This is a genomic window from Sphingopyxis microcysteis, assembly GCF_012274265.1.
Lineage (GTDB): Bacteria > Pseudomonadota > Alphaproteobacteria > Sphingomonadales > Sphingomonadaceae > Sphingopyxis > Sphingopyxis microcysteis.
Map to the genome: position 1 here is coordinate 204,978 of NZ_JAANYY010000002.1, position 15,672 is coordinate 220,649.

Consider the following 15,672-nt stretch of genomic DNA (forward strand, 5'->3'; position numbering starts at 1 on the left):
TAGCGCGCCAAATAGAAAAAATAATTTCTGTCAATATACTTACAGATCATGGCAGCGCAGCAAAATCAGAGCGCCTGTAGGGGTGGACCATGGCCGCAAGACCGCTCGGACTGATAACCTCAACGCTGTCGCCCCAAGCATAAAGGTGCCAGCTCATTTCAAGGTGGCCTGACGCCTTGAAGCGTACCAGCATGGCGCCGTCATCCAGATGCTCAATCTCTTGCCTCGGATGGAATTGGAACCTTGCGGCCCGATCCGCCGCTTCAGGCGAAAATCTCCAGACCACTTCCCCATACTCGGCCTCGTGGTGATATGATCCAAAGGCACGGGTGGCATATTCTCGAAGATCGAAATCGTCCGGATAGGCGAAGATCTTCGCCTGCACCTGCGCCTCCATGATGTCTTCGACCCGGTAGTGGCGATAGCGCCCGTCACGCTTGGCCGTATCGATGCCGACGAGATAGCGGCGAGAGCCCAAGAGCAGGCCAAGCGGTTCGATCGTTCGCCAGGTTGGCTTCGCATCCCCTCTGCCTTGGTAGTGAATTTTGAGCTCGAACGGCCCCTTGATTGCCTCCGAGATGGCGAGATCCACAGCCTCGTTCATCGACGGACGTGGGCCAGGTCTGGCAGCAAAGCCCATGGCTTCGAGCAGAGCTTCCTCATCAGTCGCCAGACGAAGGGTTCGATCGCTGGGAATTAGAGCCCTGACTTTGCGCTCAAGGCTGCGCAGCTGGATAGCCTCGCCGTTCATGTCGACCCGCTCGAGTTCGCTGATCGCGGACTTGAGGCTTACAAGTTCTTCTGCAGATGGGGTAAGAAGTGGCGCGACAGCCCGAGACGGCAGGCGCCAATAGTGTCGGCCGTCGTCACCCACATAGTGTTCGGTCGCAGGAAACGCCTCTTCGAGAGCCGCGATCATGCGCTGTGCCGTCCGCCGGACGCCGCCGAATTCTGCTTCCACATCACTGAGACAAACCCCCTGTCGGGACGTGGCCATCATTGCGAGGCGCAAGAGATCCACCGCCTTGGCAAATGACATAGAGGCTCCCCCATGACAGTTTCTGTCACCCCCGTGATTTAGACACAAATCATCATCAAGGGAAAGGACGATCAGATGTTTACGCACCACGCCGAAGCCCGCATGCAGCAGCGCGCGATTTCTCATCAGGCCGTCGATGCCCTGATGGCCTACGGAGAGTATCGTCGTCATCGTGGCGCCGAGGTTTGCTATCTCACCCGGCAAAGCCGGTCCCGCATGCTCAAGGACATGGGCAAATCGGCGTTTCTCAAGCTGGAAAAGGCGCTCGATGCTTACCTCGTGGTAGGCGATGACGGAGCAATCATTACTGCGGCACATCGCCATCATCGACTTAAATTCTGATGGTTTACTCCGCGGTCAGACTTGACCGCCAAGGTGCGCTTCGAACAAATTTGTGACTCGGAATTAGGGGGACGACTTTGCAACCTGGTACGCGCGTTCGGCTCAAAGGTGATCCGTCCTCGATTGGCGTGATCACGACGAAGCCGCCATTGGAGCGGGCCGGACGCACCTTCATCGAGATTGAACTGCCTGCGGGACGCAGAACTGTACCTCTTATCGAACTCGAGGAAGTTCCAGAAACAGCCAACGCATTGGCCGACTTCGCATCAGGCAAGCTCTCCGGCCCAGACGATTTGCGGCGGACCCTGACGCACATGCGCATGACCGGCAAGCTCGCTGACATCATCTACAGCATCGGCGCGACAAACACCGAATTTCATGCCTACCAGTTCAAGCCGGTCCTGAAGCTGCTCAATTCGCCGTCACGTGGCGTGCTGATCGCCGACGAGGTGGGTCTCGGTAAGACAATCGAGGCGGGCCTCATATGGACCGAGCTGGTTGCACGATTCGACAGCCGCAGATTGCTGATCGTCTGCCCCAAACCCCTGACAGAAAAGTGGCGCGAAGAGCTCCGCTCAAAGTTCAATGTCGATGCCCGCATCTGCGATGCAGCCGACCTCTTGGACCGAATCAAGGACGATCAGGTCAGGCGCGAGGGCTTTGCCGCGATCGCCTCGATCTCGGCAATCCGGCCGCCGAAGAACTGGAACAATCCCGATGAACCCGCCAAGGGGCCGCGAGCAGAGCTCGCACGCTACATGGCCGATGCTGAGGAAGAGCTGTTCGACCTCGCTGTGTTCGACGAGGCGCATCACCTCCGCAACACTGAAACGCTCAATCATAAGCTTGGGCAAATGGTGAGCGAGGCGTCCGACTATTCGGTTTTCCTCTCGGCGACACCAATCAATCTGCGGGCAAACGACCTTCGCGCGATCCTCAAGCTGATCGATCCCGAAACGTTCGAGCGCGAGTGGCTTTTCGACGTCTTGCAGGCTGAGAACGCTCCGATGATCGCGGCCTGGGAAGCCGCGCGCGATCCGCGGACATCGATGGGTGACCTCATCAAATTGGTGGATGAGCTGCCGGAAGGCCAGGTGCTCAAGACCGGGGGGCGCCTCAAGCGCCTGCGCCATGAACTCGCGCAGGGGATGGAGGATACGCCGGCCAATCGGGTGGCAGTGGCAGCCCGCATCGAGGAAATGTCGCTGCTGGGCTCGCTTATCAACCGCACGCGCCGGCGCGATGTCGCCGAGTTTCGCGTGGAGCGGCGTCCCCAGGCTCCGCGCTGGGAGATGTCCGATACCGAGCGAGACTTTTACGATGCCGCTACGCAACGGATCGAGGAGTACGCCTACACCCACGACATCAACGAGCGGTTCCTGCTTGCCCAAACCCAGCGCTTTCTCGCTTCGAGCTTGCCTTCAGCCTACCGTCACTGGGGCGAGCGCAGCGGCTCACTCGACCTCGATGAGGAAGAGGATGACCGCCCGCCGTCGAAAGTTCCTGGCCCCCTGATCCAGGCGCTCGGCGAGATTTGCGACGATCCCGCCATCCTCAAGGAGCTTGAAGCCTCCGACACCAAATTTGCGCGATTGGTCGAATGGCTCGGCCGTGTCCGTGAGGCAGACGGTGATCAACGCATCATCGTCTTCTCCAGCTTCCGCCGGACAATCTCGTACCTCGCTCGTCGCCTCAAAGCCGCTGGTTTTGGCGTGATGGAACTGCACGGCGGTATCAAGGACGATCGCCAGGCGACGATTGCGCGCTTTGCCGATTCACCCGGCGGGACCATCCTGCTGACTTCGGAAGTCGGCGGTGAAGGCCTCGACCTTCAGTTCTGCCGCATCCTTTTCAACTGGGATCTCCCCTGGAACCCGATGAAGGTCGAGCAGCGCATCGGTCGTATTGATCGTATCGGCCAGCGATCCCCGTCGATCGAGATCATCAATTTGATCGCCGCCGAAACAATCGAGGAGCAGGTGTACAATCGGCTCTACGAGCGCTTGGGCATCATTCGTGAAGCCCTCGGGGATTTCGAGCCGATCCTGGGCGACATCATCCGCGACATCGAACTGGTTCTCACCGATCCGGAGCTCAGCCCCGACCGGCGGGCTGCAGAGCTCGATCGTGCCACCCAGGCTGCTGAACAGCGTAAGCGCGAGAGCGACGAACTTGAACGCGAAGCACCGGGTCTGGTCGCCCATGGCGATAGCATCCTTCAGAAGATCAAGGATGCTCAGGCACCCTACAAGCGGCTGACCGGCGATGATTTGCGGGACTATGTGTCCGCTGTCTTGACGCACAGCTATCCCGGCACACGGATTGAGCCGATCGCGAACCTCGACATCGACGCCTACGACATCCGCTTGTCACCGAAAGGGCAGGCCGACTTCGAACGCTACCGTTCGCAACACATCCGCCGCTACCCCACGCGCTTCAGCCGTGACGCTGCGAGTGGGGTGAAAGTCATATTCGGGAGCAATCCCGAGCCCTTGCGCTATCGTGCGCTAGAAGCAGTTCCGATGACCCACCCGTTGGCGAGGTTTTGTGCGCGGATTCTTGATGATCGACAGGCAGGGATGGCTCCGCGCCCGGCTACTGCGTTCCATATTCCCAAGCCTGCCGGACTGAAACTCAAGGCGGGCACCTATGCTGTGGCTGTCCAGCGCTGGTCGATTGACGGGCTCTTGCCGATTGATCGTTTGACCTTTCTGGGCGTGAACCTGTCGACGCAGACCATTGTCCCGGAAGACGATGCAGAACGCCTTCTCATGGAGGCGCTCGCCGCCGCGCCGCGTTTGCATGGCCTCGATCCGGCCGAGCGCGATTCAGCCAGCGCGGTGATCTCGGATAGGCTTCTGCCGTCGCTCGAGGCCATGTGGGACGACTTTCAGCAGGCGACCGCCGCCGATCACTATGACCGCGTCGAGACGCAACGCGCGCTGATTGTCGAACATAAGGAGCGCAGGCGCCGCGAAGCCGAGAGCAGGATCCGGGATCTGCGGCTGACCGGCGGCGATGGACGCATGCGCATTGCCCTTCTTGAGCAAGGCAAGCTCAACAAGTTCCTCGCCCGAATGGACGTCAAGTTGGACGAGATCGCCGAGCGAGAAAGGCGACTGACGTTCGAGGAGCCCATCCTCGCAGGCATTGCGCTCATTAAAGTTGGGGGGCGGTGAGCATGGGAAAGAAGGGGCAGACATTCGGATCGTTTGCTGACGCAGCCGAGGCTTTGAAGAAACTCAAGGGCGCGCCCGGCGCTGCTCAGCACCGGCGGATCGACCCGCGAGCAAAGCCCAATCACTCCCATACAAACGGGTTTGCCGATGTCGAGGCAGCCATGAAGAGCAAGGCCGAAGGTCAGGTCGCAAGCGCGCCGCCGAAAGCCAAGCGTCAGGAGTTTGAGGTTCGGCCGACTGGCCGCGGACGATCCAAAGTCGTTCCGGTCGAGACGGCGGCGCCTCTCCCGCATCAAATCAAGGCCGGTTTGCTACCCAAGCGGCCTCTCGACGAACGCAAGAAGCCCGAACTTTCCTCGCCCATCGCCATGCAGGGGCCGCCCGCCGCTTCGCCCCCGCCAACGGTTGAAGCCGCCAATGGAAAGAAGGCTGGTAACGGGCAGGCTCGATTGCCACTCCTTCCTAATCTCATCGTCGCCAAGCCAAAACGGGTCCCGCATCCGGTCGAAAGCACACCCGCAGTCCCGGTAGCCCCTCCACCACCGCCGCCGCCAACGACCAAACAGCTCATTGAGCGAATTCGAGTGCTGTTCGGCGAGGCACCGCCTCCGATAGAGACGCGGCCGCAGCGCACTCTCCCCTGGGTTCGGACCGGCGTCGAAGAGTGCATTGCGCTCGGCTCCGAGCTCATTCGGGCAAAGCCGGAGCCTGACCACTCAGGGTACATCATAGGCTGCGACTTCGGGACGAGTTCAATCAAGCTTGCCGTTCGCCAGCCTTACCGGGCGGGCAATCCGACCGCCGCACGACCTGCACCCAATTTGCTGCAATCGAACCGGCATCCCTATTTGTGGCAGAGCGTGATCTGGTTTTCGCCAGATTCTGAGGAATTCTCCCTTCTGCCCGGCAAGGGCAAGGTGGCACTGGAAGGCTTCAAGGCAGGCATTCTCGCCGGTGGCGGCGGCAAGCGCATTCTGCCGGACTTGGCGGTCACGCGAAACGAAGCCGCGGCAGCGTTCCTGGCGCTGCAGCTGGCCCATTGCCTGGGATGGTACGAGAAGACCCAGCCGCTGGGGGGCGACGCAACCAGAAATTTCCTGGCCATCAACATCGGCATTCCCGTTGCCGCCCAGGATGATACCAAGACCTACCGGGATTTCAGGCACATTGTCAGCGCCGCGCGTGCCCTTATGCCGCACGCGACCTGCCTCACCCACAGCAAGGTTCGAGAATGCTATCAGGCCTCGACGCATGACTTGCCGGCGGGCTTTGACCTCGTACCCGAACTGACCGCGGCGATCTCAGGCTACGCCAACGAGCCGTTTGCCAGAGATGGCGCTCATATCCTCATCGACGTCGGAGCATCCACGCTCGACGTAGTAGCGTTTAACCTCGTCAATCGCGAGCGCGTCGCGGCCTTTGCCGCCGAGGTGAAGCTGCTCGGTGCCGCAGCACTTGAAGCTGCCCGAAGTGACGGATTTCCAGACGATTTGTTTCGGCGGGCATGCATCGAGCAGTACGATCAGGTCTTCAATTACGCGCGGCATCCCCGCGTTGCTCCGCGCAATTTCGATGCAACCCTGCGCCGCAATCCTGTGCAGCTCATGGCGATCGGTGGCGGTTGCAAGACCGCGGTGCACAAGGAATTTATTGCTCGGGTACACCCCACACTTGGCGATCTAAAGCTCATGCACCCAAGCCCTCCCGCGCAGATGACGAGCATTAAATGCGATACCTCCCGACTGCTCCTGGCCTATGGCCTTACCTCGGATATTCCCGAGCAGCTCGAACTGCGCCGACCGTCGGAGATACCGCTGATCAATGATCAGCAGAGCGCCCCGATCTCTTTCATCTCGAAGGATGATGTTTAACCCGGGGTGACAGATTTTGTCATCCAACAGTGCTAGAGTGCACGCTGGGCATTGGGAATGAGGGGGCATGACGTAGTTCAATGAGTTCTGGCAGCCGGAAGTTCGGCCTTTCCAAATCTAAGATCACCTCCTTCGAGCAGTGCCCGAAGCGATTGTGGCTGCAGACGCATCGGCCTGACCTTGCAGAGCTCGATGCAGGTGCTGAGGCGCGCTTCGCTGCTGGTCATGAAGTTGGGGACGCTGCCTGTTTACTGTGCTCCGGCGGCATTATGATCGAGGCCGAGCCGGACCTTGCCGCTGCGCTTCAGCGGACCCAGGAACTCACGTCCGCATCAGCTCAAGACCCGCTGTTCGAAGCTACCTTTGCCCACGATGGTGTGCTCGTTCGCGTCGATATCATGGAACCCGACGGGCTTGGGGGCTGGCACGTGGCCGAAGTGAAGAGTTCGACGAGCCGCAAGGATTATCATGTCGCCGACCTAGCGACCCAGCTCTGGGTGCTGCGTGAGGCCGGGGTCCAGGTGAGTTCGGCCGCCATCCGGCATCTCAACAACCAGTTCTTCCTGACGGAGGAAGGAAACTACCACGGCGCATTCGTGGATACGCCATCTCTGGAGGATGCCAAGCCGATCGCCCTCAAGCGCCCAAAGTTGGTCGCTGAAATCAGGTCTGTCCTTGATGGCGAAGAGCCCGCTCGCGATCCCGGCGGTCATTGCCATGATCCTTTCCCGTGCGAATTTGTGGCCTATTGCTCGCGCGATCTGGAAACGGCGCGATATCCGATCTCCTCGCTGCCCCGGACAGGCAAGCAGCTAGCGGCCAAGTGGGCCGAACATGGCATTGCCGAGCTCAAGGACGTGCCGGCTGGCAGCTTCACCAATGCCGTTCACGCGAGAATTCACGAGGCTGTCTTGTCCGGCGTCGCCTACCACGACGTCGACGGAGCGCGGCGGATCGTCGAAGATTGGACATTTCCTCGAACCTATCTCGATTTCGAGACGATCGCCTTTGCCTTGCCTCGCTGGCTCGGAACGAAACCCTGGGAACAAGTCCCCTTTCAATTTTCAGCCCACATCGAAGATTGCGAAGGGCAGGTCACTCATCGTGAGTTCTTAAGCCTGGATGGCAAAGATCCTCGTCGCGCCTGCGCCGAGGCACTGGTGGCCCAGATCCCCCAGGATGGGACCGTCATCGCGTATAATGCAGCCTTCGAGCGGACATGCATCCTCCGGCTGGCGGAGCGGTTTTCGGATCTCGCCGACGATCTCAAGGCGATCGCAGCGCGCATTGTTGATCTTCTGCCGGTTACCCGCGAGCACTGGTACCACCGCGATCAGGGCGGCAGTTGGTCTATCAAGGCTGTCCTGCCGACCATCAGCAATAGCGGCGACTATGCCATGCTGGACGTCTCGGATGGCTCCGCGGCACAGCTCGCCTATCTCGAAGCAATTGCACCAGCGACCTCCGAGGCCCGAGTAGCTGAGCTAGCGCAATCGCTTAGGACTTACTGTGCCAAAGACACATACGCCATGATCGAGGTGCTTTGGCATCTCATTGGCGCGAAATAGACAGCGCCCATTTCACCGATCCATTTAAAGATTTTTGAGAAAGCACAGATGCAAGAAGCCGAATTTCGAGAGTGGATCGCGAAGAAGGGAGGTTCCCCCTCCACGCAAAACACGCGAGTGCAAGACGCGAAGCGCGTAGAAGCGCATTATGGCGACCTTGACGAAGCCTTCGACGCTGATGGTCTCGAAGGCTTCAAGGCCGCACTTGCCTATTCTAAGGCCGACGAACGTGCCGGTCGGGAAAACCCGGCTCGCTTTCCGATCGATGGCAATCTTTATGCGAACCTCTCGCACTATCGCTCGACGCTTAACGATTACGCTCAGTTCCGCTCAGGGACTGCGGGTGACGCATTCGACAGTGTCGATGCCGAGAAGCGCATCGCACTCTTTGATGATTCCAGAACGGTTCACTGGCCCATTCGCCAAACCAACCGGCAGTCGGGGGTCAAAGCGTTCCGGATCATGGGCGCCTCGAACAAAACTGAAGATGCCATTGAAACCGACGATGTCTTGGCGGTGGCTCGGGCTCTGCTCAAGGAGCAGCGTCTGGTCCGGGTGCTGCGGTCCAACAACGGCCGGCGGCCCTATCTGGGATACGGCAAACAGAAACTGACTTCCTATGAAATCGACCCAGAGATTGCCCGAGCTCTGGGCATTCCCGCGAAGGGTTCAATTCACGGGAATGACCTGATCCTCGACGCCGCCGTGCTTGCGGACCTCAAGGCTCGTTTCCTGCGGACCTATCCCGATTTTGAACCGGAAGGATTTGCCGGTGCGACCTCGCAAGTTTTCAGCGATGTCATCAACTACAAGCGGGAGGCGATCGCCAAGGTTGCGGCGCTCCTGCAGTCAGAGCCGCCGCTGGCGCCCGAGGCGCTGGGCGGCGCCTTGTTCGACATCCTGACGGGTATCGATCTTCCCGGTTGGCGGACCAACAACCGTCTCGCCGCCATTCGCCAGCAGCATCCGAATGTTCTCGAACTGGCAGCAGCCCAATTGGCCCGCTCAAGCGATGACCCGCCGGCGGCGGCTAAACAAATGGTCGACGCGATCTGGCCCGTCCTTCTGGAGGGCCAAGAGAAGAGCAAGCCCTACTCGGAGAGCCGCAATATCCCGTCGATGTTCCTGGCGCTGGTCAGACCGCGCGATGCCCTGGGCATCAACACCGACCCGCTCTCGAGGGCCTATAAGGCTTTGGTTCACAAGCCGCTGTTCGGCTGGAGCCCGCTGTCAGCCGAAGAATATGCCGAAGTGCTCCGCTTCGCGCACAAGCTCTACGAGGAAATGGCCGGTTGGGGATGGCAGCCCCGAGACCTGTGGGACGTCCAGAGCTTCCTCTGGGTCGTGAGCCAGGAAGACCAAGCTGCCGATGCAACGCAAGAAATTTCAGAAATGAGGCCAGCCATGCCGACTGCAACCAACCTGATCCTTTACGGGCCTCCGGGAACGGGAAAGACCTATGCGACAGCCGCCGAGGCCGTGGAAATCTGCAACGGTCCAGGATCGGCGCAGCTTGGCCGCAAGGAACTGATGGATGTCTATCAGTCCCTGCATCGCAAGGGGCGCATCGGCTTTGTCACGTTTCACCAGTCCTTCTCCTACGAAGAGTTCGTCGAAGGACTGAGGCCCGTCACGGGCGAGGAGAGCGACGATGGTCCGGCCAGTGGAGGGTTCAGCCTGAAGCCCCACGACGGCATCTTCAAGCAGATTGCCAATCTTGCCTCTGAAAACCGCGGCCATGCAGTCGACGCCGAGAAGCCGCTGCTCGATCGAAGCCAGAAGATCTTCAAGATGTCGCTCGGGCGAAGCTGGGCAGCAGAAGATGACGCAATCTTTCAGGATGCAATCCGCGATGGGTACATTGTCCTGGGATATGGCGGCGACGTCGACTGGTCTGATCCCCGCTTCGACAAATGGGAAGCGATCAAGGAACGGTGGCGCGAGGATCACCCCGAGGCGACCGGTAACGATCCCAACATGTCCCAGATGTATGCCTTCCGAATCAACATGGAGGTTGGTTCCCTAGTCGTTGTGTCAGACGGCAACCGGAAGTTCCGGGCGATTGGCGAGGTCACCGGGGGCTATCGTTTCGTGCCCGGTCCCAACGGTGAGTACAATCATCGCCGATCGGTCAAATGGCTGTGGCACTCTGATGAGAGCCTCCCGCGCGAACGCATTTACGGGAAAATCTTCAGCCAGGTTTCCGTCTACCAGCTGAACAGCCGATACATCGACTGGGACGCGCTGGAACAGATCGTCACCTCAGGTGGCGACGCGGTGGCTACCACGGGGGTTCCCGAACCCTACGTGCTCATCATCGACGAGATCAACCGCGCGAATATTTCGAAGGTCTTCGGTGAGCTCATCACCTTGCTCGAGCCGGACAAGCGGATCGGCGAGGAAAACGAGCTTCGCGTGAAATTGCCCTACTCGGGCGAGATCTTCGGCGTTCCGTCGAACCTCCACATCATCGGCACGATGAACACGGCGGATCGCTCCATCGCCTTACTCGACACCGCTCTGCGCCGGCGCTTCACCTTCCGAGAGCTCATGCCGGACACCGAGGCGCTGCCTGAGGATGTCGATGGCATTGCGCTCAGAAAGCTCCTTGCCATTCTCAACGAGCGCATCGAGTATCTCTTCGACCGGGAACACCAGATCGGGCACGCCTACTTCATGGGGTGTGCGACCCGCTCCGACGTCGATGAATGCATGCGACACAAGGTAATCCCACTCCTCGCCGAGTACTTCTACGAGGACTGGTCCAAGGTCGCCGCCGTGCTTGGTGATACGACGGGCGAGCGCTTCTTGGAACGACGGGAACTGAAGGCCCCCAACGGCCTCGACTCCGATGGCGACGCTCCAGCTCGCTGGCGCTGGCAGGTCCGGCAGCCGTTTGCAGACGACGCCTACAAGGGCTTTGCGTGATCCGGCGATCGCTCCTCGAATGGCAATCGCTCGCTTATGGCGAGGGTGAGGAATGCATCCCTGAATGGGCAGCAGACAGGCTTGTCGCCGTTGCGCGCCGCTCTCCTTTGGCCGGCAAGAATGGCAAGGGAATCCTGGAGCATGGCCGGCATTCCCTTGGGGCGCGTCAGGTCGTGGGCGTGATTGTCGCTGATGGGTGTGCGCTGGAGATCCTGCCCAAGATCGATGCGAAGCCTTCAGCGAGCGATCCCGACAATCGCGGCTACTTACGGGATCGCCTGGTGCATATGCTGGCCGTCGCGCTCGATCTGGAAATCGACAGCGGGACGTTGACGGCGCTTGGCTCTCAACGCGACACATTGCTTGAAGTCCTGATCGGGCTGTTTTCCCGAAAGCTCGCCGACGCCCTGCGTCAGGGCATGCCGCGTCGCTACATGGCCTGCGAGGATGAATTGCCCGCGCTTCGCGGCCGACTTGATGTTGCGCGACAGTTTACGCGTCTCGCCGCTTCGCCGCAGCGTCTCGCTTGCCGTTTCGACGAGCTGTCGCCTGAAACTCCGCTCAATCAGATCATGAAAGCCGCTGTTTCCCGGTTGCTGCGCGTTTCGAACAATGCGGATAACCAGCGCAGGCTGGCCGAGCTGGGCTTCGCCTATGCCGACATTGCCGATGTTCCGGTAAGCGGGTTGCGCTGGGATGACGTGCATCTCGATCGCACCAACGCGCGCTGGAAAGAGCTGATCACCTTAGCCCGGCTTCTTCTCGGCGACCGGTTCCAGACGAGTTCGATGGGCCGGCAGGACGGCTTTTCCCTTCTTTTTGAAATGAATACTCTTTTCGAGGAGTATGTCGGGCGCCTGCTCAAGCGCGCGCTCTCGGGCACAGGATTTAGCGTCAGCCTTCAAGGTGGACGTCTCTTTTGTCTCGAGAATGAGACCGACGGCCGGCAGGTGTTTCAGACGAGGCCCGATATCCTGGTGAAGCGTGGCAACGAGGTCGTGCAGATTATAGACACCAAGTGGAAGCGGATTTCCTCCCGGATCGATGATCCCAAGCAGGGGGTCTCCCAGGCCGACGTCTATCAGATGATGGCCTATGGTCAGATCTACCACTGCAACTGCCTCAGTCTGCTCTATCCGCATCACTTCGCACTGGCTGACAGCCCTGGTGCTCTGGCTTCGCACCGGATCGGCGCGGATCAGGCCCGGCTCCACACGATGAGCGTCGAACTCGGCTCCCGGCAGGCCGTCATCCAACAATTACGGCAGCTCACGCTCGAGTTTGCCGAAGCTGAAGTGTGCTGAGTTTTCGGGGACTAAATCGTGCAAATTCAAAATGGAACGCCGCGCCTCAGCGCTACCGATCTGGTCGGATATCTGAACTGCCGGCACTTGACCCAGTTGGAACATGCGGCAGCGCGCGGTAAGCTTTCACGTCCGAAATTCTTCGATCCCGCGCTCGAGGCGCTCTGGGAGCGCGGCAAGCAGCACGAACTGGCCTATGTGGACCATCTGCGCGCCCAAGGCCTTTCATGCGTCGTGGTTGAAGGCGTGGACGTCAGCGACGAGGCCGTCGCTCAAACAATCGCCGCCATGCGGGCGGGCGTTGACGTGATCGTCCAGGGCGCGCTGCGAGGCGGATCCTGGGCAGGCCGTGCCGACATTCTGCAGCGCGTCGATACGCCAAGCGACCTTGGCGATTGGTCCTATGAAGCTGCCGACACCAAGCTCGCCCGGGAAACGAAGGGCGGCACCGTCCTTCAGCTCTGCCTTTACTCCGAGCTCATTGGCGAAGTGCAAGGCACCATGCCGATCTTCGCCAGCGTCATCCCGCCCTGGACCGACTTTGCACCGGAGCGGTATCGGCTTGCCGATTTCGCCGCCTATCATCGTCAGGTGAAGCAGGGATTGCTCGGAGCGATCGGAACCGACAAGCCCGCACAGACCTACCCGGAGCCGACGTCAAACTGTGACATCTGCAATTGGAGCACGCGCTGCGACAAGCAACGCCGGGATGACGATCACCTTTGCCTTGTGGCGGGCATCTCCTCAATGCAGATCGCAGAGCTCAAGGATCACGGCGTCACCACGGCAACGGCGCTGGCGGAACTGCCGGTGCCCCTGCAATGGAAGCCGGAGCGTGGCTCGAAAGAATCTCTGACCCGCGTCCGCGAGCAGGCTAGGATCCAGCTTGAAACCAGAGTCAGTGGCGAACTGCGCTACGAACTGCTGGCGCCGGTGGCAGGTTTCGGCCTCAATTGCCTACCTGAGCCTTGCGAGGGCGATATCTTTCTAGACTTCGAGGGGGATTCCTTCGTTGGCCAGCATGGGCTGGAATATCTCCTGGGCTTCCACTTCCGCGAGAAGGGTGAGCCACAGTACCGCGGGCTGTGGGCGCTTGACCGTGCCGGCGAGAAGGCAGCCTTCGAGACATTCATCGATTTCGTGCTCGAGCGGAAGAAGGTCTTCCCGCAGCTCCATGTCTATCACTACGGCGGATACGAGCCGGGCGCGCTGAAACGGCTGATGGGACGATATGGTACGCGCGAAGACGAACTGGATTCGCTGCTGCGTGGTCTCGTGTTCGTCGATTTGCTGAGCGTTGTCCGGCATTCGCTGCGTGCGGGCGTCGAGAGCTATTCCATCAAGAAGCTCGAGCCGCTTTACGGCTATGTTCGTGACGCAAGCCTTCCCGATGCGAACCTTGCGCTTAACCGGCTGCAGGTGAGCCTCGAACTGAACGACGCGGCGGGAATTCTGCCGGAGGATAAGCAAACCGTCGAAGCCTACAACCGCGACGACTGTGTCTCGACCGAGGCTCTGCGCGATTGGCTGGAGGCCGAACGCAGCAAGCTCATCGATCGAGGCATCGAGTTTACGAGACCGGAGCCAGGGGAAAGCGGACCGAGCGAAGGCCTTTCCGAATGGCTGGAGCGGATCACGCCGCTAATTGAGCAGCTGACTGTCGATGTCCCGGTCGATCCGGAAGAGCGCACCTCCGAGCAGCATGCGCGCTGGCTTCTTGCCAATCTTCTCGAGTGGCATCGCCGCGAGGAAAAGGCGACCTGGTGGGAATACTTCCGCCTCTGTGATCTGTCCGCGGAGGAGCTCCTCGATGAGCGGGCAGGTCTCGCTGGCCTCACCTACCTTGAAACGGTGGGGGGCACAGCCAAATGCCCCATCGACCGCTACAGCTTTCCGGTCCAGGAAGCCGATATTCGAGCAGGTAAAGGGCTCAGAGCGCAGGGCGGCCAGACCTTGGGGACCGTTGAGGATATCTCACGGGAACAGCGCACAATCGACATCAAGAAGAGTTCGGCAATGGCGGCGGAACACCCTGCTGCAGTCTTTGTCCACGAGCATGTCCCGTCAAAGCCGATGCAGGAGGCACTCGTCAGGCTCGCAACATACGTGTGTGAGAACGGCATGGCTGAGGGGAAAGCCTACCAGGCGGCACGAGACATGCTGATGCGGGTGGCTCCGCGCATTGCAGAGGGCAGCCCAGTTCGGCTTGAAAAAGAAAAGCCACTCGATGCCGGTGTGCGTATCGCCCCTCTGATCTCAGCAGGCGTATTGCCGATCCAAGGCCCCCCAGGCACCGGCAAGACCCACACGGGTGGGCACATGATTTGCGAGCTTGTCCGCCAAGGCAAGAAGGTCGGGATCGTGGCCAATGGTCACGAGGTGATCCGCAATCTCATGAACAAAGTCATTGATGTCGCTGAGGAGACCAATACCCCCCTGGTCTGTATCCAGAAGCCGAAGGCCGGGTCCAAAGAGGACGCAACCGAGCGGCTGCGGTTCGCGAAGAAGAGCAATGCGGAGGTCTTCGCCGCGCTCAAAGCGGATTGCAGCGTCGCAGGAGGAACAGCATGGCTGTGGTCGACAGAGGATGCCTTCGAAAGTCTCGACGTTCTCTTTGTCGACGAGGCCGCGCAGATGTCGCTGGCGAATGTGCTTGCCGTTTCGCAGGCGGCCAAAACGCTGGTTCTGCTTGGAGACCCTCAACAGCTTGACCAGCCCATGCAAGGCAGCCATCCGGACGGCACCGGCTGCTCTGCGCTCGACCACCTGCTCTCGGGCAAGCAAACCATCGCACCTGACGAAGGCCTGTTTCTGGACGTCACCTGGCGACTGCATCCGGAGATCTGTGCGTTCACATCCGAACTCTTTTACGAGGGCAAGCTCGGGGCAAAGGCAGAAGCAGCCGGGCAGCGGGTCAACGCGAACGGGATCGCCAATGGCACGGGTCTGAGGTTTCTACCCGTCGAGCATTCCGGCAATCAGAATTGCTCGTCCGAAGAGGCTGACGTTATCGCCGAACTGGTCTCCGACATACTGGCACAAGGTGCGACCTGGATCGATCGCGAGGGGAACGAAAAGCCGCTTGGGATCGCGGACATACTGATCATCGCCCCGTACAATGCGCAGGTGTTCGAGATCCAACGTCGCCTACCCCAGGCGCGGGTCGGGACGGTCGATAAGTTCCAGGGCCAGGAGGCGCCGATCTCGATCTATTCGCTCGCCAGCTCTTCGCATGCTGATGCGCCGCGCGGGATGGAATTCCTCTACAGTCTCAACCGCTTGAACGTTGCGACCTCACGCGCGAAATGCGTAACCATCCTCGTGGGATCGCCAAAAGTTTTTGAGGCCGAATGCCGGACGCCTCGTCAGATGCAGCTCGCGAATGCCTTCTGCCGGTATCTTGAACTGAGTTCATGAAATTGCAGCCGAACATCGCTTGGC

The 15,672-nt window shown here is 60.1% G+C and carries 7 protein-coding genes; 6 read left to right on the plus strand and 1 reads right to left on the minus strand.

Annotated elements, in window-relative coordinates; genetic code table 11:
- Positions 1-46: 46 nt before the first annotated feature.
- Entirely contained in the window at positions 47-1,366 is a 1,320-nt protein-coding gene (locus G9408_RS16680; protein WP_408021855.1) for a helix-turn-helix transcriptional regulator, read from the minus strand.
- A gap of 143 nt (positions 1,367-1,509) precedes the next feature.
- On the opposite strand from G9408_RS16680, the gene G9408_RS00920 reads away from it, so the two are divergent.
- The 6 genes from G9408_RS00920 to G9408_RS00945 all read left to right on the plus strand — a co-directional run bounded on the left by G9408_RS00920 (position 1,510) and on the right by G9408_RS00945 (position 15,648).
- Positions 1,510-4,560, plus strand: coding sequence for a helicase-related protein (locus G9408_RS00920; RefSeq protein WP_328804345.1), 3,051 nt, complete (start codon positions 1,510-1,512; stop codon positions 4,558-4,560).
- Positions 4,561-4,562: 2 nt separating this feature from the next.
- Entirely contained in the window at positions 4,563-6,431 is a 1,869-nt protein-coding gene (locus G9408_RS00925; protein WP_168452310.1) for a hypothetical protein, read from the plus strand.
- A gap of 80 nt (positions 6,432-6,511) precedes the next feature.
- Positions 6,512-7,999, plus strand: coding sequence for a DUF2779 domain-containing protein (locus G9408_RS00930; protein WP_168452311.1), 1,488 nt, complete (start codon positions 6,512-6,514; stop codon positions 7,997-7,999).
- Between the two features lie 48 nt (positions 8,000-8,047).
- A complete protein-coding gene (locus G9408_RS00935; protein WP_168452312.1) occupies positions 8,048-10,927 on the plus strand; it encodes an AAA family ATPase in 2,880 nt (959 codons plus the stop codon).
- Positions 10,924-12,231, plus strand: coding sequence for an McrC family protein (locus G9408_RS00940; RefSeq protein WP_168452313.1), 1,308 nt, complete (start codon positions 10,924-10,926; stop codon positions 12,229-12,231). The genes G9408_RS00935 and G9408_RS00940 overlap by 4 nt, the downstream gene beginning before the upstream one ends.
- Before the next feature lie 18 nt (positions 12,232-12,249).
- The gene (locus G9408_RS00945; protein WP_168452314.1) at positions 12,250-15,648 is read left to right on the plus strand and encodes a TM0106 family RecB-like putative nuclease; all 3,399 of its coding nucleotides are present in this window, start codon (positions 12,250-12,252) and stop codon (positions 15,646-15,648) included.
- The last annotated feature ends 24 nt before the right edge of the window (positions 15,649-15,672 follow it).

Coding starts and splice junctions, on each gene's coding strand:
- G9408_RS16680 (WP_408021855.1), bottom strand. CDS start 1,366: ATGATGGCGATGTGCCGCAGTAATGATTGCTCCGTCATCGCCTACCAC.
- G9408_RS00925 (WP_168452310.1), top strand. CDS start 4,563: ATGGGAAAGAAGGGGCAGACATTCGGATCGTTTGCTGACGCAGCCGAG.
- G9408_RS00930 (WP_168452311.1), top strand. CDS start 6,512: ATGAGTTCTGGCAGCCGGAAGTTCGGCCTTTCCAAATCTAAGATCACC.
- G9408_RS00935 (WP_168452312.1), top strand. CDS start 8,048: ATGCAAGAAGCCGAATTTCGAGAGTGGATCGCGAAGAAGGGAGGTTCC.